2 protein-coding genes are annotated in these 26,154 nt (G+C 74.2%); both read right to left on the minus strand.

The features are described 5' to 3' along the window. Complete coding sequence (locus HLK59_RS04700; protein ID WP_171139928.1) at positions 1–13,989, minus strand: SDR family oxidoreductase; 13,989 nt, start codon at positions 13,987–13,989, stop codon at positions 1–3. Then, positions 13,986–26,153: an SDR family NAD(P)-dependent oxidoreductase gene (locus HLK59_RS04705; RefSeq protein WP_171139929.1), complete on the minus strand. Its 12,168-nt coding sequence runs from the start codon at positions 26,151–26,153 to the stop codon at positions 13,986–13,988. The genes HLK59_RS04700 and HLK59_RS04705 overlap by 4 nt, the downstream gene beginning before the upstream one ends. Position 26,154: the final 1 nt, after the last annotated feature.

A 26,154-nucleotide genomic window follows, 5' to 3' on the forward strand; every position in this document is an offset into this window, starting at 1 on the left:
TCACTCCCCGTCCAGTGAGGGCCGCAGGAGGCCCGCGATCCGCTGGAGGTTCTCCTCCAGCACGATGGTGAAGTGGTCGGCGTCCATGACATGGACGCTCAGGTCACGCTCCGGGACCAGCCCGGCGAGCCCGTTGCTGGTGTCCCCGTCGGTGCGGGGGATCGCGGGCATGCCGAACGGGTTGCCCTCGGCGGAGAACCCGCGCCGCGCGTGGAAGACGGTGACGTCCACCGGGGCGGGCAGCGGGACGGCCTGGTAGCCGTCGAGGAGCTTGCCGTTGAGCTGGAGCACGTCCCACTTGCTGCGCATCAGCTTCAGCACATGGTCGTGGGCCAGCGTGGCGGGCGAGTTGGCGACGACGTGCTCGGCCATCGTGGCGAACTGCTCGTCCAGTGTGAGGCCGTGCAGTTTCTCGACGCCGATCTGTTCGTCCACCCGCCACAACTGGCAGGCGGAGTTGCCGATCAGCATCAGGGCCAGGTTCTCCCCCTCGCTCTCCTCGATCCCGCTGGCGTCCACCCCGTCCCACGCACCGGTGCCCGGCATCAGCGGGTCCACCAGGTACAGGTGCGACACCTCCTCCCCCGCGGCCAGCAGCTGCTGGGTCATCTCGTAGGCGACCACCCCGCCGAAGGAGCAACCCCCGATCCGGTACGGGCCGTGCGGCCTGCGCTCCCGCAGTGCCGCCAGGTAGGCGGAGCTCATCTGCTGGATGTCGTCGAAGGAGCGGAAGGCGAGCTGGTAGTCGACCTGTTCCAGGGCGAAGACGGGATAGTCGGGGCCCAGATGGCGGGAGAGGTAGACGCAGTAGCTGACGTCACCGAAGAGGTGATGGGTCCAGAAGGTGGCCGGGCGCCGGCCACCGCCGTTGACGGAGACCAGGTGGGCGCCCTCGTCCTGGTCGTCGGTGTCGAACTCGACGGAGTCGTCCGTGGTGTCGGGCTCCGCCTCGCCGTCCGCAACCTGTCCGGGCACGCTCACCGCGCCCCGATCGGCCTCGCGAAGCCGGGTGACGACTGCGTCATCACTCAACAGGCCCACACCGGCCGGGAGTTCGAGCATGAGAGGCGGTGGCACGATCAGGCGCGGCCAGTCGGCCGGTTCGGCGTCGGCGGTGGTGACGATCAGTGTGCGGGGCACATCGGTGAGGGGAGCCGGGGTGTATGTGGCGGCGGCCCGGGCGAGCGAGGCGTGCCAGGTACCCGCGGCAGACAACCAGGCGGTCAGTTTCTGCTGCGGCATGGGCGGTTCGGCCAGCTCCTCCAGGAGGCGGGCGACCTCGGCCGCGGTGCTGGCCGGGGCAAGCCGCTGCGCCAGGGACTCATGGGCTCCCCAGGCCTCGCCGAGGACCAGGGCCGCGGCCCGCAGGTGAGCGGACTCGGATCCCGTCAGGTCACGGCCCGGGGCGGCGGGGTCGATCAGGGTCAGCCGCTCGACCTCGTGTCCCTGCCGGGCCAGCGCGCGGGCCGTCTCGATCGCCACGAGCGCTCCCGCGGCATGCCCGGTCAGCCGGAAGGGCCCGACCGGGCGCGTCTCCAGGATCGCCGCGGCGCACTCGACACCGAGCCTGTCGATCGACAGTCCGGGGGCGGGCGGCCGCGTCCCGAACCCGGGCGCCTGGACACCGAGGACCCCTCCCCCGGCGGCGAGGCCGACGAGCAGGCGGGTCAGCCAGCTCAGCTCGCCGGTACCACCGTGCACGGCGAACACGGGTGTGACGTCCGGGTCGACCGGGTCGGCGAGTGCGAAGACCTTGGGAACGGCCGGGGGTTCGGGGGCGGGAGCCGGTTGCGGTGGGCGGGCACCGCCTGTCCGGTCGCCGGAGGCCTGGGGCGACGCCGCGACGAGCGTCCGACCGGGGGAAGCGGTGGGTTCCGCGGTCGGTGGGGACTGCGGGCCCTGCCCCGATGCGAGGCCCTCGTCGGCCAGGTGTGCGGCGAGCTTGCGGACGGTGGAGTACTCGAAGATGGCGGCCATCGGGACGTCGTCGCCGAAGTGCGCCTGGACGCGCTGCATGATGCGCAGTGCCGCGATGGAGTCGATGCCGTACGAGGCGAAGTCCCGGTCGGCGTCGAGGCTCTCGGCGGGCATGCCGACGCCCTCGGCGATGATGGCCCGCAGGTCCTGCACGGCGTCGCTGAGCAACTCGGCAGTAGGCGCCTGTGGTGTCGTCGCGGGCTCCGGAGCCGGAGGCTCAACCACCGGCAGCGGCCTTGCGGGCTGCGGGGACGGGGGCTCGGCCGCCGGAAGCCGCACTGTCTCCGGCGCCCTGCGGGCGGCAACTGCCGTACGTACAGGCGCGGTAGGCGTGGGCACCGGGGCCGTCACTGCGCTCTGTGCGGCCGTCTCGGGCAGCCAGTGGCTCCGGGGCGCGAAGGGATAGGCCGGCAGGTGGAGTCGGACGGGCCGGCGGCCGCCGTCGCGCAATGCGGGCCACTCGAAGCGGGCGCCGCGGACCCACAGCGCGCCGACACGGCGTAGACCCTCTTGCCGGCCAGCGGCGAGCAGGCGTACCGGGTCGGGGTCGGCGAGCGTCAGGTCGTCGGCCGCGGCGTCGGCACGGCCTCGGGACAGGTTCTCGACCGGTGTGCCGTCGGCCACGGCCTCCAACGCCGAGGCCAGTTCGGGCAGGGAGGACACCACCAGCGCCAGCCGGGCGGGCAGTTCGGAACGTCCCGTCTGGAGGGTCCAGGCCAGGTCGGCGAGGGCGGGGTCCTCGTCGGTGCCCCGCGTCAGGACGCGTCGGGTGTGGTCCAGGAGACGGGCCGCGTAGGCGCCGAGCCGCTCCTCGTCCAGGGCGCTCAGGACGATCAGCTGCGGTTCGCTCGCGGCGGGGGCGGGCCGCCGGTCGGGGTACTCCTCCAGGATCACATGGGCGTTGGCGCCCCCGAAGCCGAAGGAGCTGACTCCGGCCCGGCGCGGCAGCTCGTGGTCCCCGGTGGAGTGCCGGTCCCAGGGCCGGGCGGCGTCCACCAGGTGGAAGGGGCTGCGCTCCAGTTCCAGCAGCGGGTTGGGGCGTTCGAGGTGCAGCAGCGGCGGGAGGATGCGGTGCCGCATCGCCAGCACGGTCTTGATCAGGCCCGCGATGCCGGCCGCGGTCTCCAGGTGACCGACGCTGGTCTTCACCGTGCCCAGGGCACAGCGACGGCCCGAGCCGTCCCAGCCGTGGTCGCGGAACGCCCGGGTGAGGCCCTCCAGTTCGATGGGGTCACCGAGCGGGGTGCCCGTGCCGTGCGCCTCGACGTAGCCGATGGTGTCGGCTCCGACACCGGCCCGCCGGAGCGCGGCGCCGATCACGGCCGCCTGTGCCGCCGGGTTGGGTGCGGTGAGGGAGGTGGCCCGGCCGCCGTGGTTGACCGCGCTGCCCAGGATCACGGCGTGGACGCTGTCGCCGTCGGCCTCCGCCCGACTGAGCGGCTTGAGGAACAGCACGCCGACGCCCTCGCCGCGCGCGTAGCCGTCGGCCCGGTGGTCGAAGGTCTTGCAGCGTCCGTCACCGGCGAGCATCCCCGAACTGCCGAACGCCTCGAAGCCGTTGGCGTTGAGGATCAGGTTGACGCCGCCGGCCAGGGCCGCCGAGCAGTCGCCGTCCTGGATGGCCCGCACAGCCCGGTGCACGGCCACCAGGCTGCTGGAGCACGCGGTGTCCACGGGTTCGCTGGGACCGTGCAGGTCCAGCAGGAAGGACAGGCGGCCCGCGAGCATGCTGTGCTCGTTGCCGGTGGCCATCTGCCCGTCCACCGGCACGCCGCGGGAGAGCAGCAGCTGGGAGTACTCCGAGGACGCGACGCCGGCGAAGACCCCGGTGTCGCTGCCGGCGAGGCGGTGCGGGTCCTGGCCCGCGTCCTCGACGGCGTGCCAGGCCGCCTGGAGGAAGAGGCGGTGCTGGGGGTCCATCAGCCGGGCTTCGCGCGGGGAGATCCGGAAGAACTCGGCGTCGAAGTGGTCGATGTCGCTGAGGAATCCGCCGGTCGCCCCTGCGGTGCTCGCCTGCGGGCGTCCGCCGGGGGCTGTGCCGACGAGGTCCTTGCCCGCGACGAGGTTGCCCCAGAAGGACTCCAGGTCAGGGCTGCCGGGGAAGGCGCCGGCCATGCCGACGATGGCCACGGGCTCCGGTCCCGTACGCGGCTCCCCTGCTGCCGCGCCCGCCCCGGGACGTCGTAGGGCGACGGGCTCCTCGACCAGGATCCTCGGCGCCGCCTGCGGTGCCGGCGGCGTGGACGCCGGCGGTTCGGCGAGCAGGTCGACCAGCCCGGCCAGATCCGGTGCCGCGTACAGGGCCGTGGGGCTGACCGGGACGTCGAGATCGGTCTCCAGCCGAGCGGCCAGGGCCATCACGCTCACCGAGTCGAAGCCGTAGTCGCTGAGCCGGTCGGCGAAGTCCAGGTCCCGGGCGCTGACGCCGAGCACCTCGCCGATCGCGGCCACGACAGCGGCTCGTACCCGCCCGGTGGACGGCGCGGCCGGGCGTGGCACGGAGGCTGGGTCGGGGTGGGGCGGTACCAGGGCGTAGGCGGCCCGCGTGCCGGGCGCGGGCTCCGGTACGGCAGTGGGGGCGATGTCCGAAGTCGGGTGCGGTGCCGGTATCTCGGGCATCCAGTGACGCTCCTCGGCGAAGGGGTAGTGGGGCAGCGACACGACCGCGCGTTCCTGGTCGCGGTCCTGCTCGGTCCAGTCGACGTCCTCGCCTGAGACCCAGGCGGCGGCGAGCGCCGCGACGTCGTCGGTTCGGTGGAAGGGGCGCGAGGTGCGGCTCGCGCGGCCGGTGACCACGCCGTGTTCCGTCCCGCGGCCGTCGAGATGGGCGGTCAGTGCCGTCACGGCCGCGTCGGTGTCGTCGGCGACGAGGGCGAGTCGGTACGGCAGCGCCGCACGGCCCAGTTGGAGGGTGCGGGCCACGTCCGGCAGCGGCAGCGCGGGGCCACCGGCGACCAGCCGGTCGCGTAGCCGTCGTACGGCGACGAGGAGCCGTTCCTCCCGGTTCGCCGAGACCACGATCACGTGCGGGCGTCCGGGATCGGCGACCGCGCGCGGTGGCACCGGCGGCGCCTCCTCGACGATGAGGTGCGCGTTGGCGCCCCCGGCGCCGAAGGCGCTGATCGCGGCCCGTCGTGGGGCACCGGACGGCCGGGCCCACTCGGTCTCCTCGCGGACCAGACGCAGTCCCGGTCCCTCGACGCCCTCCCGCACCGGATCGCAGTCCAGGGTCGGCGCCAGGCGTCCGTGCCGCAGTTGGAGCAGCACCTTGGTCAACTGCGCCATGCCGGAGGCGGCTTCCAGGTGGCCGATGGCCGGCTTCACGGAACCCACGTACAAGCCGCGCCCGCCGGCCCCGTACACGTCGGCGAGGGCGGCCGCCTCCAGCGGGTCGGACAGCGGGGATCCGGACGCGGCCGCCTCCACGTACTGGACGTCCTGGGGGCCCAGTCCGGCCCGGTCGAGCACGGTGCGCAGCAAACGGGACTGTGCGGCTCCGTCGGGGGACGCGTAGGCCCCTTCGGGCCCGTTGGCGTTGGCGCCGGAGGCGCGCAGCACGGCGTGCACCCGGTCACCGTCGCGCAAGGCGGCCCGCAGGGGCTTGAGGATCACCGCGCCGGCGCCCTCACCGGTGGTGAATCCGTCGGCCTCGGCGCTGAAGGCGCGGCTGCGGCCGTCGGAGGACAGCATGGTCGCCGCGGACAGGGCCAGATGGTGGGACGGGTGCAGGATCAGGCTGACCCCGCCCACCACGGCCGCCTCGCAGTCGCCGTCCCGCAGAGCCTGGCACGCCAGGTGCAGTGCGGTCAGCGACGACGAGCAGGCGGTGTCCACGGCCAGGCTGGGCCCGCCGAATCCGAACACGTGCGAGACCCGGTTCGCCACCGACCACGGCCCGGAGGGCGGCGCCTCCCGGTGCCCTCGGCCCCAGCGTTCGAGCGCGAGCTGCTGGTACGGGGACCCGGACACGCCGACGAACACACCGACTCCCGCGGGGCCGGCCTGGGCCGCCAACCGTGCTGCGGTGCTGCCCGCGTCCTCCAGCGCCTCCCACACGCAGCGGAGGAACAGCCGCTCCTGCGGATCCGTCCGTTCCGCCTCGCGGGGCGACATGCGGAACAGCAACGGGTCGAACAGGTCCACACCGTGCAGGAAGCCGCCCCAGCGGTGCGGGGTACGGCCGGGGGCGTCCTGGTGCTCGGCGGACGTCCAACGCTCCGTCGGTACCTCGCCGAGACTGCGCCGGCCGGTCCGGAGGTTCTCCCAGAAGGCCTCCAGGTCGTCGGCGCCGGGGTAGCGGCCCGCGAGACCGACGACGGCGACGGGCTCGGGGTGGTGCGCGGCAGCGGACGGGTCCGGCCTCGCGGCGGTCCGATGGCTGGTGGCGGAGGGCGAGTCGCCGGTGGTGGCGGGAAGGGCACTGGGTCCCGGGAAGACGGCGACGGGCTCTTGGGCCACGTCGGCCTCCGGCGCCCCGACAGGCTCGTCCCCCGCGGCGGGCTCCTGTGCCGGGGCGCGTTCCGTGGGCTTCGCGGCTGTCTCGTCCGTGAACTTCCCCGATGCGACGAGCGCCTCGGCGACGGAGCCGATCGTGCCGCCGATGAACGGCAACGGGCCGGTGACCGCGCCGAGTTCCCGTTCCACCCGGTCCGCGATCTCCATGGTGATCAGCGAGTCGGAGCCGTAGACCTCCAGCGGCGCACCGGGGTCCAGGTCCGTGGCCCGCATGCGCAGGCTCTCGGCGAAGGCCTCGGTGAGCCAGCCGACCGCCCTGCGGTGGGCGTCATCGGTCCCCGCCTGTGCCGGACGTGCCGTCACCTGCGTGTCGGTCGGTGTGGGCGACTGGACCGGAGCCGCCGTCCCCCGGACGGCATGCGCCCAGGCATCGCGTTCGGCGATCACGATGTGCTGGCCCGACTCCGCGCCGGGCACGCCGGGCACGCCGTACGCCTGGACGTCACGGAAGCCTGCTGCGGCCAGCACGGCCCGCCAGGCGCCGGGGCTGAGCAACGGCGAGTGCGGGAGCCGGAGTTCGCCGTCCTCGTAGGCCCACCAGCCGTCGGTGAGCCCGAAGACGACGTTCACGGAGTCGAGCACGCGGGTGGCCTCGTTCAGCACCAACACACCTCCCGGCCGCAGCAGTCGGCGGGCATGGGCGAGGGTGCGGCGCAGGTCGGGGGTGGCGTGCAGGACGTTCGCGGCGAGCACCACGTCCCAGCCGCCCTCGGGGAAGCCCTGCGGCTCCGGCTCGGCGGCGATGTTCAGTACGCGGAAGCGGGCGAACGGGTGGTCGGCGCCGAGTCGTTGCTCCGCACGGCGCACCAGACCGGTCGCGAGGTCCGTGTAGTCGTAGGCGACGCGGTCCGCGTACGGCGCGAGCGCCCTCAGCACCGGGCGGCTGGTTCCGCCTGTGCCCGCCCCGATCTCCAGTACCGACACCCGGGCGCCGGGGTCGCCGTCCAGCACGCGGGCCACGGCCGCCCGTACCGCGCCCGCGCAGGCGGCGTTGAAGTACGCCGACCTCGGATCGTCGTGGTAGAGCGGCGCCACTCGGTGGTCGGAGCCGCCGGGGAACAACAGCTCCAGTCCACCGCGGCGGCCGGCGAGCACGTCGGGCAGCGCGGCCGCGCAGTCGCCGATCAGCTCCAGGGCACCCGCGCTGTGCGGGTACCCGGCGGCCAGTTCGGCGCGCAGGGCGCCCACGTCCTCACCCGTATCCGTGACGGTGCCCTCGGGGGTGAGGTGGCCGCCGTGGTGCAGCGCGGTCAACGCGGCGTCGAGGAGGCGACGTTGACCGGGGACAACGGCCAGCCGTTCGGCGATACGGTCCGGCTCGGCGCGCTCCCCCGTCCGCAGTCCGGCGGGGCCGCGCAGCGCGTTCATGATCTGGCGGCGGGCGAGTCGTTCGACACGGTCGAAGTAGTCGCGGCCCGGCAGCGGTTCGGCGTCCACGTCGTCCAGGGTGTCTGCCGCGCCGCGGCCCGCCGCCCGGGCCAGGTCCGGACCGGCGGCCGGTGCGAGCCGCCGTACTTCCCCGGCGGGCGCGGTGGTGAGCCGGATCGGCGCGATCTGGGTGACCGGGGCGGCCATGACCCGGCGGAACGCGGCCAGGCCCTGCTCGTCGGTGAGCGGTTCGACTCCGGAGCGGCTGATCCGCGTCCGGTAGGCGTCGGTGGCGACCGAGCCGCTCTCGCCCCAGAACCCCCAGTTGAACAGGCGGACGCGACGGCCGAGGCGGGCGGCCAGGTGTCGGCCGAAGGCGTCCTGGAAGGTGGACGCGGCGGCGTAGTTGGCCTGGCCGGGGTTGGCGGTGTGGGAGATGGCGGAGGAGAACAGGGCGATGAAGTCCAGCTCCCGGTCGGCGAGGACCTGCTCCAGTACGACCGTTCCGCGCGCCTTGGGATCGAGAACGGCACGGAAGGTGGGCTCGTCCATCCGCTCCAGGGTGCGGTCCGCGAGGACGAACGCCGAGTGGACGACACCGTCGATGCCACCGAAGTGGCTGTCCGCGCTCCGCACGACCCTGCGCATGGCCTCGGGGTCGGCCACGTCGGCCGCTTCGTAGTGCACGTCGCCACCGGCCCGACGCAGCCCGTCGAGATATCCGTCGGGCAGCGCCTCGGCGGGCCTGCGTCCGACGAGCAACAGGCGTGCACCGTACCGCTCGGCCAGGTGACGGGCGATCACGGAGGCGAGGCCGCCCGCTCCGCCGAGCACGAGGTAGCGGCCGCCCTTGCGCAGCGGCAAGGCTTCGTCGCGGGCGGCAGGCAGTTCCACCGCGGTCAGTTCGCACTCCAGCAGCACCCCGCCTCGCAGGGCCCGCTCGGCAACGGGACCCTCGGTGGCGGCCGAGGTGACCGCGTCGAGGAGCGGATCCGCGGCGTCGCCTCCCACGCTGCCCGGGTACGCGGCGAGTTCGCCTGAGTACGCGACGGGTTCGCCCGAGTACGCGGCGAGTTCGTCCGGGTCGAGGTCGAGGAGTCCGGTCCTGAGGAAGGGGAGTTCCCGGGCCAGTGACCTGGTGAGCCCGATCAGCGAGGCGGCGAAGGGATTGCGTGCCGGGCGGGCCGGGTCGGTCTGCTGGACCGCGCTGGTGACCACCGTCAGCCGGGCTCCTTGCGGGCGGGCCGTGGCCAGGGCGCGCGCCAGGTGGAAGAGGGCGATCGCGCCGTGCCGCTGGCTGCGCTCCAGGTGGGTGAGGTCCTCGTGGCTGTAGCGGACCGCGTCGACACCGCCGAGGAAGTACACATCGGGTGCGGGTCCCGCCTCGTCGAGCAGACGCGGCAGATCGGTGACGGCGTCGAGCCGGGTCAGGTCGGCGGTCAGCGCGCCCGGGAACCGCTCGGCGAGGCGTACGCCCAGCCGGAAGTCGTCCGGGGTGGAGAGCACCAGGGCCCGCCCGCGCGCTCCCGCCACGGCGGGCGGCGTCCCGATCGCGGTCCAGCGCGGGGCGAGATAGCTGACCGGGTCCCCGGAGGGCCGGGCGGCGACGGTGAAGTCGTCCAGGACCAGCACCGGCCGGCCGCTGCCGTCGGCGACGACCACCTGGCAGCGAGCACTGGTGTCGTCCGCGCGCAACAGACGGGCGTGGGCGTGCCGGGCGGTCGTGGGGTCGCCGAGCAACCGAACGACCCCCGCGGCGGCCGGGACGGGGGCGCGGGCGGCAAGGGGCTCGGGCAGGATGCCCTGAACGGCGTGCAGGGCACTGTCGATCAGCCCGGCGGGCACGGTGCCCGGGGCGCCGAGCTCTCCGCCCGGCTCCAGCTCGACCAGTGCCTCTGCGTCGCCGCGCAGCAGAGTGCGCACTCCCCGGTACGCGGGCCCGTAGGCCAGGCCGGCCGCGGCTGCCCGCTCGTACAGCTCGTGGCCGGGGACGCGCATGCGGCAGCGGGCCCGAAGGGCGTCCAACGGCAGGGGTACGGACGGCTCCTGGTCCCCGGTGACCACCGTGCCCGTGCTGTGCACGATCCGTGTGTCGCCGTCGCCGTCGCCGTCTCCGGTGGTGATCTCGTACGCCGTTCCGTGCGGGCCCGGGGTCAGGACGACCCGTACGTCCGTGCCGTCATCGGCGACCTCCAGCGGCACTCGCCAGCGCACGTCCTTCAGGGCCGCGGGGGCATGGGCCCCGGTGGCGGTGCGGGCGAGCTCCAGTTGGAGGACGCCCGCGACGATCCGGCGTCCGTCGACGAGATGGTCGGCAACGAGCGGGTCGGCGGGGTCCAGGCGGACCGTGAGTGGGCCGGACGCCTCCGTGCCGGTAGCCGGAGCGGTGGTGGTGGCGGTAGCCGGAGCGGTGGCGGTCGTACGGATCCAGTGGCGTCCGCCCGCGAACGGGTAGGTCGGCAGGGCGACCCGTCGCACACCCGGCCGCTCGACCTGCTCCCAGGGGATGTCGGCGCCGGCCGTGTAGGCGCGGGCGAGGTTGTCGGGCGAGCCGCTGCGGGCCAAGTGCCGCAGCCGGTCGGGGTTGTCGTCGCCCGGCGCGGCCGGATCGGCGCGCCCGGTCAGCAGGCCGACGACCTCGCGCCCTGCGAGGTGGTCACGCAGGGCAGGGGCGATCTCGGCGACGCTGTGTGCGACGAGGGCGAGCCGGTGGGCCAGGTGCTCGCGGCCCTGTTGCAGGGTGACGGCGACGGAGGCGAGCGGCAGGGCGTCGGCGCCGGGCCGGGCGAACCGGTCGGCCAGGCGCCCGGCGACGGTCCGCAGCTGCTCCTCGGTGTCGGCGGACAGGACGATCAGCTCGGGCCCTTCGGGCGGGGCCGGTTCGGATGCCCCGGCGGGCACGTACTCCTCCACCACCGCATGGCCGTTGGCACCGCCCGCCCCGAAGGAGCTGAGCGCGGCAAGCCGCGGCCGGCCCGCGGGCGGCTGCCAGGGCTGGGCGGTGCGGGGCAGCACGAACGGGGTGCGGGCGAGGTCCAGGGCCGGATTCTCGTCGTCGCAGTGCAGGGTGGGCGCGAGGGTGCCGTGCTCCATCTGCAACAGGATCTTGGTGAGCCCGGCGATGCCCGCCGCCGACTCCGTGTGCCCGATGTTGGACTTCACCGAGCCGAGCGCGCAGAAGCCGGTGGCCTCGGTGTACTCGCCGAAGGCCCGGCGCAGTCCCTCCACCTCGATCGGGTCGCCGAGGGCGGTGCCCGTGCCGTGGGCCTCGACGTAGCCGATGTCGCGGCCGTCGACGCCTGCGGCACGCAGGGCATCGGCGACCACCCAGCCCTGTGCCTTCGGGCTGGGCACGGTGTAGCCGTTGGTGCGGCCGCCGTGGTTGACGGCGGTGCCGCGGATCACGCCGCGGATCGGGTCGCCGTCCGCGATCGCGGCGGACAGCGGCTTGAGGACGACGGCTCCCACTCCCTCGCCGGGCACGAACCCGTCGCCGCCCGCCCCGAAGGCCCGGCAGCGTCCGCCGGGTGCGAGCATCCGCAGCTCGGAGAGGACCACCCACTTGCTGGGGTGGACGTTGACGCAGACACCGCCGGCGACGGCGATCCGGCTCTCCCCCGACCTGAGGCTCTCGCAGGCCAGGTGGAGCGCGCTGAGCGAGGCGGAGCAGGCGGTGTCCACGACCATGCTCGGCCCGTGCGCGTCGAGCCAGTACGACAGCCTGTTGGCCGCCGAGAAGTCCATCGCGGGGGCGATCACGCGGTTGCCGCGGCCCCACTCCTCCGCGCCCAGCAGCCCGTACGAGGAGCCGGTGACGCCGACGAACACCCCGATGGCGTGACGGCCGCGGGCGTCACGGGTGCGCGCCTGGAGCAGGCTCCGGGAGTAGCCGGCGTCCTGTAGGGCGCTCGCGGCGACTTCCAGGAACAGCCGTTCCTTGGGGTCGCTGCGCTCGGCCTCGCGCGGGGAGATGTTGAAGTAGGCGGCGTCGAAGCGGGCCACGTCCGGCAGGAAGCCGCCGTGGTCGCCGTAGGCCAGGCCCGGGCGGCGTTCTCCCGGCGCGTGGTAGGCGGCGTGGTCCCAGCGGTCCCCGGGGATCGGGCCGACGCAGTCCCGGCCCTCGGACAGGGAGCGCCAGAACTCCTCCAGGTCCTCGCCGCCGGGATAGCGTCCCGCCAGGCCGATGACGGCGATGGCGTCCGACGACGGCGCGCGCCCGGGCGCGGGGACGGAAGTTGGTTCAGGTGCCGGTTCGGGAGCCGGAGCCTTTTGGTCCGGGACCGGCGTGGTGAGCCGACGGGCCAACTCGGCCCGGTGGGTGCGGATCAGCTGCGCGGCCAGTTCGGCGACGTTGCGGTACTCGAAGAAGAGCGTGACGGGCTGCGGGCCCAACTCGTCTTCAAGGACGGTGGTGAGCTTACGGATCAGGATGGAGTCCACGCCGATGGTGGCGAACTCCTGGTCGCGGCGGAGCCGTCCGGCGGGCAGCCGGACCGTGTCCGAGACCAGCCTCAGCAGCCACTGCTCTACGGCGGTGGTCAAGTCCGCGGTGTTGTAGTGCTGTTCGACAACGGAGCCGGTGCCGTCGTCGGAGCCGGTGTCGTCGGTCCGCTCCGCCATGCGCCCCGCGATGAAGTCCGCGGCGCGCTGCCCGTCGCCGTAGACGACCAGCCACTCCGGGCCTTCGCCCCGCAGGGCCGCCTCCAGCGCGGCCAGGCCCTCCGTCGCCGGCATGGCGACCATGCCCTGGAGTTCCCGCAGGACCCGCTTGTCGCTCGCCTCCAGGTCCATGCCGCCGCCGCTCCACAGCGGCCAGCACACGGACACGGTGCGTCCGCTGCGGCTGCCCCGCGCCACCAGTGCCTCGCGGGTCGCTGCGAACCCTCCCAGGCCCCGGTTGGCGGCGGCGTAGTCGCTCTGTCCTGCCATGCACAGGTAGGCGGCCGTGGAGGAGAACAGCGCGAAGAAGTCCAGTGGCAGGTCGGCGGTGGCCAGGTCGAGGTTGCGGGCGCCGGAGAGTTTGGGGCCCGTCACGGCGACGACGTCACGGGGGTCTTTGTTGACCACGTACGTGTCGTTGTTGATGCCCGCCGAGTGCAGCACTCCGTGCAAGGTGCCGAACTCCCGCACCGCCAGCTGGACGGCGGCCTCGACATCGGCCGGTGTGCGGACGTCGCCGCTGAAGTAGCGGGCCTGTCCGCCGAGTTCGGCGATGCGCTCACAGGCGGCGCGCTGCCGTTCGCCGGACTCGGAGCGGCCCATCAGGACGAAGCGGGCGCCGTGGCGTGAGGCGAGCAGTTCGGCCAGGCGCAGCGCGATACCGCCCGCGCCGCCGGTGATCAGATAGCTGCCGCCTCGCCGGAAGACCGGCCGGTCCGCAGGCGGTGCCTCGACAGGCTCGACGTCACGCAGGCCACGTCCCGTCCGGTCGCGGCGCACCTGGGCGGATCCCGGGCGGGCCAGGGCGAGTTCGGCGAGCGCGAGACGGACGGCGTCCGCCGCTCCGGCCGATCCCGCGGGCAGGTCCGGGGCTTCGACGACGACGGCGCGCACGCGCCGGTCCTCGAAGCCCGCGATCTGGCAGAACCCGCCCAGCGCCGAGGCCACCGCCTCGCGGCCGGGTCCGGCGACCACACAGGCCAGGTCCAGCGGACCGCCCTGCCGGTCGGCGATCAGCGCCTGCACGGCCGCGAAGAGCGGGTCCAGCGCGTGCTGCGCGTCCTCGGCGGCCACGTCGACCAGGAACACGGCCTGGCGTACGGGATCGCCCGCGGTCCGGCGCTGTGCCCACAGGGCCGTCCACGCCGAGGTGTCGGCCGGGTCGGCTATCCGTACGCCGTCCTCGGGCGGCGTGTCTCCCGGGCCGAGTGCGACACGGAGCGCCCCGGTCGGTGCGGCGGCGAGGGACCGTGCGTCGGTCGCCACGACCGCCAGCCCCCGCGGTGGCCCGGGCCGGGATGCCGGGGACCCGGGCCGGGGCGCCCACCGGGAGCGGAACAGGGCGAGGCGGTCTCCGTCGGGCTTGAGCAGTTCGACGGCTTCGGCGGGCGTGAGGTCGCCCGAGTCGACCCGGGCGAGGATGCTCCGGCGGAGGGAACCTCCCTGCGGGGGTGCGGAGTCGGCGCTCATGCGTGGGATCCGTTCTCGCTCGTGGCCATCAGTCGGTCGACCTCGTCGACCGTCAACTCGCCGCGCTGCAAGGCCTCCAGGACGTCCTGGAGGCGTGCGTCGGGCACCGCGGGCTCGTGGCCCGCGGCACGCCCCGTTCCCGGGGAACCGCCGGGCACCGGTTCCGGGTTCGTGTCCTGGTCCGCCCAGTGGCGTTCCGGGGCGAAGGGGTAGCCGGGAAGGGAGACCCGGCGGGGGGACGCGCCCGGAGCACGCAACGCGGACCAGGTGATGCCGGCACCGGCCGTCCAGGCCCGGCCCCACTCCAGCGGGTCCGCCGGCACCGACCCCGCCGGCGACGCGACGCCCGCTGCGGCCGTCCCGGTGGCGTACCGGCCGGGCCGGCCGCCGAGGTAGGCGTCGAGCTGCTCGCGCAGTCCGTCCTGATCGGCGGCGACCAGAGCCAGCCGTACGGTCATCGCGTCCCGGCCCTCCTGGAGGGTGAACGCCAGGTCGTCCAGGGCGACTTGGTGAGAGGCCAGGTGATCGCTCAGGTGCCGGGCCGCCGCCCGCAGCCGGTCCTCGTCGCGCGCGGAGAGCACGACGAGGCGGGGGCCGTGCGCGGAACGCGGGGCGGGCTCGGGCCGGGGCGGTTCCTCCAGCAGGACGTGGGCGTTGCCGCCGCCGAAGCCCATCGAGCTGATGCCCGCCCGGCGCGGGACGTCCCGGCCCGAGGCGTCCTTGAGCCGGTCCCAGGGCCGGGTGGTGCCCACTATGTGGAAGGGGCTGCCCTCCAACTCCAGCAGGGGGTTGGGGCGTTGGTAGTGGATGCTGGCGGGCAGGACGCCGTGCCGCATCGCCAGGACGACCTTCACCAGGCCCGCGATGCCGGCCGCCGCCTCCAGGTGGCCCATGTTGGACTTGATGGTGCCGAGGCCGCACCAGGGTTCGCTCACCTCGCCGTGCTCACCGGTGAGTTCGGCGAAGGCCAGCCGCAGGCCGCGTACCTCGATCGGGTCGCCGACCACCGTGCCGGTGCCGTGCGCCTCCACGTAACTGACCGTGTGAGGGTCGACGCCCGCCCCGCGCAGCACGGAGGAGACCAGACCGGCCTGGGCGGCCGGGTTGGGCACGGTGAGGGACTGCACATGGCCGCCGTGACCTGTGCCGCTGCCCCGGACGACCGCGTGCACGGTGTCACCGTCGGCGAGGGCCCGGCTCAGCGGCTTGAGCAGCACCGCGGCCACGCCCTCGCCGCGTACGAAGCCGTCGGCGGACTCGTCGAAGGTGCGGCAGCGGCCGGTGGGCGACAGCATGCCGGTCTGGCCGAGTGCGACGTACAGCGGCTCGGTGAGCAGCAGGTGCACGCCGCCCGCGATGGCCTGGTCGCAGTCGCCGCCGCGGATGGCCTGGACGGCGGCGTGGAGCGCGAACAGGGAGCTGGAGCAGGCGGTGTCGACGGACTGGCTCGGCCCGTGCAGATCCATGAGGTACGAGACGCGGTTGGCGATGATGCAGTGGGCGAGGCCGCTGCTGGAGTGCGCCTCGCGGTCGCGGCCGAGTGCGGTGAGGTGGCCGTCGTAGTCGTGCGAGGTGGCGCCGACGAAGACGCCGGTGCGGGTGCCGCGCAGCGACGAGGGGCTGTGTCCGGCGTCCTCCACCGCCGCCCAGGCCGCCTGGAGGAACAGTCGCTGCTGCGGGTCCATCAGGTCGGCTTCCAGCGGGGAGATGCCGAAGAACGCGGCGTCGAACTCGGCGACGCCGTCGATGAAGGCGCCCCATTTGCTGTTGGTGCGGCCCGGGGTGCGCACCGGGTCGCCGTAGATACGCCGCCAGTCGAACCGCTCGGCGGGGATCTCGGTGACCAGGTCGGCTCCGTCGCGGAGATTGCGCCACAGCGTGTCCAGGTCGGGTGAACCGGGAAAGCGGGCGGAGAGGCCCACGATGACCACGGGGTCATCGGTGACCGTCGCCTCATGGTCCGGCCGCCGCGACTGCGGTGCGGGGGCGGGCGGCGCGGTGACGGTGAACCGGGCGCTGGCGTCGGGGGCGTGCTCGCGCAGGTGGCGGGCTACGGCGTCGAGCGTGGTGCATTCGTAGAGCAGCACCTTGGGCAGCGGGCCGAAGTCCTGCTCCAGCCTGCGCACCAGCTGGATCGCGCCGAGCGAGTCCAGGCCGTAGCGGTCGAAGGTCGCGGTGGGGTCCATGTCGGCGAGGGGTACACGCAGGAATTCCGCGAAGACCCCCGCGAGATGCTCGATCAGCCCCTCCGGGGTGGCGGTGCCGGACGCGACCGTCTCCTCAGCAGTCGTGGTCCCGGTCGCCGGTGTCGATGTCAATGCCGGTGTCGGTGTGGCCGCCGCCAGCAGTACGGACTGGTCGAGTTCGTCCTCCGGCACCCCGGTGGCGCCGAGCGGACGCACGCCCGCGAATCCCGCCGCCTCCAGTGCCGTGCGCCAGCGGGGTACGTCGAGGAGCGGGGCTCCGGGCAGGCGTTCGGCCGGCTCCTCGAACGCCCACCAGCCCGGGATCATCCCGAACATCAGGGCCAGGTAGTCGAGGTTGCAGGTGACCTCGTTGAGCACCAGCACTCCGCCGTCACCCAGGAGGCCGCGCAGCCGGCCGAGGCTGCGCGAGACACGCCGGGTGGCGTGCACGACGTTCGCGGCGAGGACCAGGTCCGCGCAGCCGGGCGCGAAGCCCTGCGCCGCCGGATCGGCCTCCAGGTCCAGTACGTCGAAACGCAGCGGCACCCCGCGGCCGCCGAACTCGCGCTCGGCCGCCCGGAAGAAGGAAGGCGAGACGTCGGTGTAGCGGTAGTCGACGCGCGCGGCGTCCGGTCCGAGGGTCGCGAGCAGCTGAAGGACGCGGTCGGTGGTGCCCCCGGTGCCCGCGCCCGCCTCGACGATCCGCACCGGTCGGCCGGGTTCGGCGGCGAGCCGTGCGGCGGCGAACGCGTGGACGGCTCGGGCGACGAGTTCGTTGTAGTGGTCGGCGATGGCGTTGCCCCGGTAGATGTCCGCGAGGACGTCCGGATGGTCGCCGGAGAAGTACAGCTCCAGTGGGTCGACCCGGCCGGCCAGCACATCGGGAAGCGCGGGCAGGCACTCGGCCACCAGGCGTACGTGGGCGGAGAGTTCGGGGTGCCGGGCGAGCAGGGCGTCGAGCTCCCCCGCCCTGAACGGGCTCGGATCGGCGGCGCGGCTGCGGCGCAGCACGCCCTCGATCACCCGGGTCAGCCGCTCGTACGACGGGTCCGCGGCCAACGCGTCCAGCGCCCCGGGCGCCAGCGGGTCACGGCCCAGCCGGGCCCGCAGGTCGGCGTCGAGCATCCGGCCGGCGGTGACGCCGAGTTCCCGCAGGGCCGCGGCGATCTTCAGGCCGTCGTAGGAGGCGTCGCGCAGCCAGGCGTCGGCGGCCAGTTCCGCGGCGGCGGCCGCCGGGGCGGCTGCGAGGAGGGTGCCGGGTGTGGCGCCCTGCGTCCGGTGCGGGACGGACGCGGAAGCGGAAACGGAAGCGGTGCCGGGCGTGGCCGGCGGCAGGGGCAGTCCGTGGCGTTCGCGGGCGAACGGGTACGTGGGCAACGGCACGCGTCGGGCCGCTGTCTCCAGCGGCGTCGGCCAGGCGTCGGTCGTGCCGTCGGTCCAGCGGCGGGCGGTGTCCGCGGCGGTGTCGGCGGGGTCGCCGCCGACGAGCCTCACCCGGTCGCCGGTCAGCCCCGTGGCGAGCAGTTCGTCCAGGCCGCGCAGGAGCGAGCGCCGGTCGGCGGCGACCACGGCGGCGCGGGCGGGGAGCGGGAAGCGGCCGTGCTGGAGCGTCGCCGCGATCGAGTCGAGGGGGGCGTCCGAGTCGGCGACGAAGCTCCGCTGACGGGCTATCACCTCCCGCAGTCGGTCGACGTCCGCGGCGGAGTACGGGAACACCATCAGGCCGTCGGTCCCCATGCGACGCTCCGGGGCCTGAGGGGTCTGAGAGTCCTGAGGGGCCTGTTCCAGGACGACGTGGGCGTAGGCCCCGCCGAAGCCGAACGAGCTGACACCGGCCCGGCGCGGTACTCCCCCGGCCGTCTCCCACTGTTCGGTGGCCCGGTTGACGCGCAGCGGCCCGTCGTCGAGCGTGCAGTAGGGGTTGGGGCGCGCGTAGCCGGGCATGGCGGGCAGGACGCCGTGCCGGACGGTCAGGACCGTTTTCACGAGCCCGGTCAGGCCGGCGGCCGCCTCGGTGTGGCCGAGGTGCGCCTTGGCGGTGCCCAGGACGCAGAAGCCGCTGCGGGAGGTGTGTTCGGCGAAGGCGGCGGTGAGGCCGTCGACCTCCACGGGGTCGCCGAGCTTGGTCCCGGTGCCGTGGGCCTCCAGGTATCCGAGTGTGTCGGGGCTGATGCCCGCGTCGGCCCAGGCGGCCCGCAACAGGTCTGTCTGGCGGGCCGGGTTGGGCGCGGTGACCGAGCCTGCCCGGCCGCCGTGGTTGACGGCGCTGCCCCGGATCACGGCGTGCACCGGATCGCCGTCGCGCAGGGCGTCCGCGAGCGGTTTGAGCAGGACGGCCGCGACCGCCTCGGCGGGCGCGTAGCCGTCGGCGCGCTCGTCGAAGGCGTGGCAGGCGCCGCTCGGTGACAGGGCACCGATCGCGGACAGCTGGGTGTAGTGCCGGGGCGTGAGGATGAGGTTGGTGCCGGCGGCGAAGGCCATCCGGCACTCGCCGCGCCGCAGCGCGTTCACCGCGAGGTGCACGGCGTACAGGGAGCCGGAGCACGCGGTGTCGACGGTGAGGCTCGGGCCGGTGAGGTCGAAGAAGTGCGAGGGCCGGTTGGCGGACATGGAGACCGCCGTGCCGATCGGCGCGTACGGGCCGTCGGCTTGGCCGGCGCGGATCATCTCCTCCTCGTGGTCGCGGAAGGAGCGGCCCACGAACACGCCGGTGTCGGAGCCGCGCAGCCGGCCGGCGACCGTCGCGTCCTCGGCGGTCTCCCACAGCACCTCCAGCAGCAGCCGGGTCTGCGGGTCCATGGCCCGCGCCTCGTCGCGGGACATGCCGAACAGCGCGGCGTCGAAGCTGTCGGCGTCGGCGACGAATCCGCCGCGCGGGCAGTCGGTACGGCCGTCCCCGCCGTGCGGGTCGTAGACCGCCGGGTGGTCCCAGCGGTCCGCCGGTACGTCGGTGACGAGATCGTCGCCGTTCAGCAGGCGCCGCCAGAGCGTGGCGGTGTCGCGGGCGCCGGGGAAGCGTCCGGCCATGCCCACGACGGCGATGGCTCCGTCGAACGGGCGGGCGGCGGGCCTCGGCTGGTCCGGATGTGTCGCGGTGCCCGGGTCCGCCGGTACCGCGACGACCGGCTCCGGCGCCTTCCGTGCCGTGGCGGCCCGGGCGAGGCGGGCGGTCTGCTCGGGGAACTCCGCGCGCAGGTGGGCGGCGAGCTGCGGCACGTCGGGGTGGCGGAAGAAGACGGTCGGTACGAGTGAGCAGCCGAGGTCGCTCTCGATGCGGTCGTTGAGGGCCATCAGGTCGGCGGAGGTGAGCCCGAGGTCGAGGAATCCGGCCCGGTCGGGCGGGACCGGGGTGCCGAGTCGTTCGCGGACCAGTTCGTCGAGGTGGTCGGTGACGGCGTGGAGTACGGGATCGCCCGTGGTCATGGGGGTGGCCTCCGCGGCGGTGGCGGTGTCCGGGTGGGCGCGGGCCGCGGGCGGCTCGCCGTAGTCGCGCGGGGTGCTGGCCGGCGGAAGGTCGCTGCCGGGGCTGCCCGCGCCGGCGGTGATCCACCGGCGCCTTCGGTCGAAGCGGGTGAGCGCGAGCGGGGTGCGGCGCGGGGTGTGTCCCTCGGGGGCCTGTTCGAGGACCACATGGCAGTTGGTGCCGCCGAACCCGAAGGAGGAGACCGCCGCGCGTCGCGGGCTTCCGGTCGCCTCCGGCCAGGGGCGACCGGAGGTGACGGGGTAGAACGGGGTGCGGTCGAAGCCGAGCCGGGGGTGGGGTTCGGCGCAGTGCAGGGTCGCGGGCAGATAGCCGTGCTGGACGGCGAGGACGGTCTTCACCAGGGAGGCGATGCCGCCGGCGTGCAGCAGTGCGCCCAGATTGGACTTCACCGAGCCGACGGCGCAGTGCTGGGTGTCGCTGCCCAGACTCCGGTAGACCTCGGCCGCCGCGTGGATCTCGATCGGGTCGCCGAACCGGCTGGCCGAACCGTTGACCTCCAGGTAGCCGATCGAGGGCGAGTCGACGCGGGCCGCCCGCAGTGCGGTGCGCAGCAGTTCCGTCTGTGCCTCGTGGCTGGGCGCGGTCAGGCCGAGGGTGCGGCCGTCGTTGTTCGCGGCGGAGGCGAGCAGGGTGGCGAGCACCTGGTCGCCGTCGCGCAGGGCCTGTTCCTCGGTTTTGAGGAGCACCATCCCGAGCCCCTCGCCCGGCACGGTGCCGGTGGCCTCCCGGTCGAACACCCGGCTGTGGCCGTCGCCCGAGAGCACACCGGCACGGCCGAGGCCGAGGTAGACGAAGGGGTCGAGCAGCAGTTCGCAGCCGCCGGCGACGGCGTGGTCGCACTCCCCGGCGAGCAGGCTCTGCACGGCCTGGTGGACGGCGACCAGCGAGGACGAGCAGGCCGTGTCCACGGTCAGGGACGGGCCACGGAAGTCGAACACGTGGCTGATCTGGGTCGCCACCATGTTGGGCAGGGCGCTGACGAGCAGTTGCGGGGTGGTGGGCGGGCCGCCGATGCAGTTGCGGCGGACGTAGTCGTTGGCACCAACGCCCAGGAAGACACCGACGCGTTCCCCGGCGAGTTCCTTGCGCGCGTAGCCGGCCCGGTCGAGGAGTTCCTGCGCCAGTTCCAGGGAGAGCCGCTGCTGGGGGTCCATCCAGGCGGCGTCCTGCTTGCTGATGCCGAAGAACTCCGCGTCGAACCGGTCGATCCCCTCGATGAACCCACCCCACCGGGCGGCCTCGACGACGTCCGGATCGGCCCGGTCGAACCAGTCCGGCGACCACCGGTCGGCAGGCGTACGGGAGACGGAGTGGATGCCCCGGACGAGGTTCTGCCAGAACTCCTCGACGGAGGCGGCCCCCGGCACGCGAACCGCCGCTGCCACGACGGCGATCCGCCCGGACGTGGACCGCCGCCCGCCGCCGACGGCCCGGGGCGACGCAGCCGCGGGAGCAGGTGCGGGCGCGGGAGCAGGTGCCGGAGCCGGTTCCGCGGCCCGGCCGGGAACGTCCGGTCGCGTGGCCGAGGCGCCGACCGCCGCCGGGAGCTCGTCGGCCAGGTGATCGGCCAACGCGCGCAGGGTGCGGCGCCGGGCCACCACGGACGGGACCACGGCGGTGCCGTAGCGCTGTTCGACGACGTCGAGGACGCGCATGGCGGCGATCGAGTCCACCCCGTAGTCGCTGAGGTCCTCCTCCGGGTCGAGGTCCTCGACGGGCACCTTCAGCACATCCGCGAAGATGCCCGCCAGCTCACGGCAGAGCGCGTCGGCGTCCACACCGGGGCGCGCGGCGGGCGGGGTGTCGGGGTGGAGGGTGAGTCGGTCCTCCAGTCGCCGTACGTCCCCGCGGAACACGGCGAGTTGGGCGGCGGGATGGCCGAGGGCGAACTCCAGCGCCGCCAGGCCGTCGGTGGTGCTCAGTGGTTCGAGGCCGTTGGCCTCCAGCACCGGCCGCTCCACGGCCGGGTTGATCCGCATGCCGCCGTCCGCCCACAGGGGCCAGTTCACGGACAGGGTGCGGCCGTGCCGTTCGCCGCGGGCCCTGAGGTCCTGGCGATGGTGGGCGAAGGAGTCCAGGTAGCGGTTGCCCACGGTGTAGTCGGTGGTGCCGATGGTGCCGAGCACCGAGGTGGTGGAGGAGAACAGCAGGAAGTAGTCGAGGCGGGCGTCCCGGGTGGCCTCGTCCAGCAGACGGGTGCCGACGGTCTTGGGCGCGGTGACCCGGTGGATGCCCGCCGTGTCCTTGTGGAGCAGCAGTCCGTCCTCGACCACTCCGGCGGCGTGCAGGACGCCGGTGAGGGGGCCGAGGTCGGCGACGACGGCCGACACCGTGTCCGTCACGGCGGCACGGTCGGTCACGTCGCAGGGGTAGTAGCGGGCCCGCGCGCCCAGAGCGGCGATTTCGGCGACGGCCGCGGACTGCTCCGCGCCGTGTCCGGACCGGCCGAGAAGAGCGATGCGTACGTCGGCCCGCTCGGCCAGTCGGCGGGCCACCAGCCGGCCCAGACCGCCGGCGCCCCCGGTGATCAGATAGGTGCCGCCGTCGCGGGCGAGCGGGACATCCGCCGCGGCGGTGGTCGTCACCCGCCGGAATCCGAGCACCTCACGTCCGGTTCGACGGACCCGTACCTCGATGTCCTGCCAGGCCACCGCCTCGGCGAGCACCGCCCGGCACTGCTCCTCGACACCGAGGGCCGGGTCCAGGCACACCGTCTTCAGCGCCAGCTTGGGCTGTTCGCGCCGGACGCCGCGCGCCAGGCCGCCCACGGCCGCGTGCTCGGGGTCCTCGGCGTCCGCAGCGTAGGCGTAGACCACCGGCAGGGTGGCCGTGCACGAGGTCAGCCAGGCACGCGCCAGGGCGAAGGCGCTGTCGCGCGCCACCGACGGGCCGAGTGCCGCGCCGAGGGGCCACAGGTCCAGGACCGCCGCCGGATACGCGCCCTCGGCGCGCAGCGCGTCGGCGACGGCTCGGTGGTCCTGCTCGGCGGTCGGATCGACGGTGAACTCGTCGGCGCTCGTGCGGGCGAAGCCTGTCCCGGAGCGCACCGCGACCACCCGGGCCACGACCCGGCGGCGCAGTTCGGCGACCCGACCGGCGTCGTCGTCCAGCACCAGCAGCACGCCGTCGGGCAGCGTGCCGCCCTCGGGGTCCTTCGGCGCCCACACCGGTTCGTAGACGAGCAGTCCGTCGGGTACGGCGGTCGGGACGGCAGCGGCGGCAGCAGCAGCGGGCATGGCTCGGATGCGCGAGACGTCGGTGAGAACCGTCGGCTCCGCACCGCTCGCGCGGCCGTCACGGTCCACCGACGGATCCGACGCGACGGCCACCGGGGCCGGGCCCGGGGCGTCCGCCCCGGTCGGGGCCTCGCCGGGTGCCGGGGCCGAGGCGCCCCCTTCGGACATCGGGATCCAGCACCGTTTGCGCTCGAAGGGATAGGTCGGCAGCGGCACACGGCGTCCGCTGCGGGTCGCCCAGTCGGTCTCCGCGCCGCCCACCCATGCCGCGGCCGTCCGGGCCGGGTCGGTGCCGTCCGCACGGCCGCCGCCGTCGCGCCCGGCGCGGCCCGTGAACACCCGGGTGGGGTCGGTCTGTCCGGCGCCGTACGCGGTGAGCAGGTCCACCAGCTCCGCGCTGTCGTGGGCCACCACGGCGAGCCGGTGCTCCAGGGCGCGCCGGCCGGTGCGCAGTGTGTGGGCGACATCGGCGAAGGGCAGGTCCGGATCCTCGCTCAGGAACCGGCGCAACCGCTCCGCCTGTACCCGCAGGGCGTCGGGCGTGCGGGCCGACAGGGGGACGACCTGGGGTCCGGCGGGATCGTCGGACCGTGCACCGCCCTGGGCCGCGTACTCCTCCAGCACCATGTGGACGTTGGCACCGCCGAAGCCGAAGGCGCTGATCCCGGCGCGGCGCGGCGCCGTCGCTCCGGTGCGCGGGTCGACGACCCGGGGCCAGTCTCGGCGTTCCCGTGCCACGTAGAACGGGCTGTCGTCGAAGGGGATCTCCTGGTTGAGCCGCTCGGTGTGGAGCGTGGGCACGATGGTGCCGTGCCGCATCGACAGCAGCACCTTGGTGAGGGCGGCGATGCCCGCAGCGGCTTCCAGGTGGCCGACGTTGGACTTGAGCGAGCCGACCGCGCAGAAGCCGCGCCGGTCGGTGGAGCGACGGTAGGCCTTGGTGAGCGAGGCGATCTCGATCTGGTCGCCGAGCGTGGTGCCGGCGCCGTGTGCCTCGATGCTGGTGATGGTCTCGACGTCGACGTCGGCGCGGCGCAGCGCCTCCAGCACCACGCGGCCCTGGGCGTCCGGGCTCGGCACGGCGAAGCCGCTGGTGCGGCCGGAGTGCTGGACGGCCGAGCCGCGGATGACGCCGTAGATGTGGTCGCCTGCCGCCTCGGCCTCGGACAGGGGGCGCAGCAGCACGGCGCCCACGCCCTCGCCGGGCACGTAGCCGTCGGCTCCCGCGCCGAACACACGGCAACGGCCGTCGGTGGAGAGCAGGTTGTTCTCCGCCAGCCGCAGGTACTTGAAGGGGTGCAGGGAGAGGTTGACCCCGCCGGCCAGAGCCGCCCGGCACTCGCCGCGCCGGATCGCCTCGCAGGCCAGGTGGATGGTGGTCAGCGAGGACGAGCAGGCGGTGTCCAGGGAGACGCTGGGGCCGCGGAAGTCGAAGGCGTAGGAGACCCGGCTGGTGATCAGAGAGAAGGTGGAGGCGACGATCTGCGGGTTGTCGCGGGCGAGTTGTTCCAGGGCGTGCAGCTGATAGTCGTTCCACATGACGCCCGCGAAGACGCCGACCGCGCCGCCGGTCTGTCCGACCAGTTGCTCGGGGGTGTATCCGGCGTCCTCGACGGTCTGCCAGGCGGTCTCCAGGAAGAGCCGTTCGTGCGGGTCCATCAACTCGGCCTGGCGCGGGGAGATGTTGAAGAACAGCGGGTCGAAGTCCTCGACACCGTCAAGGAATCCGCCCCACTTGCCGTGGGTCTTGCCGCTGATGTGCCGGCCGGGGGCGAACCAGGGTGTGTGGTCCCAGCGTTCGGGCGGTACCTCGCTCACACAGTCTCGGCCGTCCCGCAGCACCTGCCAGAACTCACGGATGTCGGCGGCGCCCGGGTAGCGTCCGGCGAGGCCCACCACGGCGATCGGCTCGTCGTGGGAGTGCGGCGCCGGTTCGGGTCGCGGTGCCCCCTGGGGCTCGGCCCGCGGGGCGGGGGCCTGCACGACGACTGGTTCCTGCGGGGTGGGGGTGCCGCCGGGCAGCACATGTCCCTGGCCCCGCAGATGGGCGGCGAGGCTGTTCACGGTGGGGTACTCGAACAGCAGGGTCGGGTACAGCTCGGTGCCGAGCAGCTTCTCCAGCGCTACGGCGATGGTGAGCAGGTTCACCGAGTCCAGACCGAGGTCGTAGAAGCCCCGGTCCTGGTCCATCGGCGCGTCTCCGCTGCCCAGCGCCTCCGCCACGAGGTCGCTGATGGCCGCCTCCAGCGTGCGCTGTCCTTCCGCGACCGGCGGCTCGGTCTGCCTGGGCGAGCGCGGCGACACCAACGGCACGGGCGGCGCGGGCGGCGTCTGCGCGGGGGCCGTCGCGCCTTCGGCGAGCCGGGTGATGAGGTCGGCGGTCCGTACGCGCTTGGCCCGGAACCCGGTGATGCGGGCGACGACGCTGCCGTCCGGGTGGCAGATGTGCAGGTCCGCGGTGACGGTCTCGGCGTCCAGCTCGCGCTGCTCCACGCGCGGCACGTACACCTGCGCCGCGGCGCCGAGCGGGGCATACGCGCGGAACGACTCGATGTAGATCGGGATGAAGGGGCGCTCGGCCTGTTCCCGCTGCTCGGGCTCGAACTGGAGGAAGGGCACCAGGGTGGAGAAGTCCAGGGTGACCGGGTGGATGTGGAAGTGGTCCAGGTACTCCTGGGCGTCGGGGCCGAGCCGCACGTCGCCGAGGGAGTAGCCGTCGCCGCGGTAGACGGTGCCGTCCACCTTCATGAAGTCCCGGTGGTGGATGTCGACTTGGCGGGCGAAGGCGTACAGCGCGTCGGCGTCGTAGATCTGGTCGGCGGCGGCCTTGAGCCGGTCGGTGTCGACGTGCCCGGCGGGCTCGGGTGCGGAAAGACGGATCTCCGCCTGGAAGTTGGTCTCCCAGGCGTCGTCGAGCACGACTCCCGCGCTGACCGGCCTGCTGCGCACGGTCACCGGCAGCACACCCTGCGGGGACGGGGAGTCCACCGCGATCTGTAGTTGCCGGTCCCGGTCCCCGGCGGCCACCACGGGTGCGATGAACAGGCAGCGGCGCAGTTCGGCCGCGGCCGGGTCCACGCCCGCGTGCCGCAGGAGCCTCAGGACCAGGTCGAGGAAGAAGACGCCCGGCAGGACGGGCGTGCCGTGCACGAGGTGGCCGCGCACGATCTCGTCCTGGGCGGTGACGCTGGTGACCAGATGTCGGCCGGCCAGCCGGTGCTGATCGGCCTCGAAGCGGGGATCGACCACGGTCGACATA

The sequence above is a fragment of the Streptomyces sp. S3(2020) genome, from assembly GCF_013044505.1.
Taxonomy (GTDB): domain Bacteria; phylum Actinomycetota; class Actinomycetes; order Streptomycetales; family Streptomycetaceae; genus Streptomyces.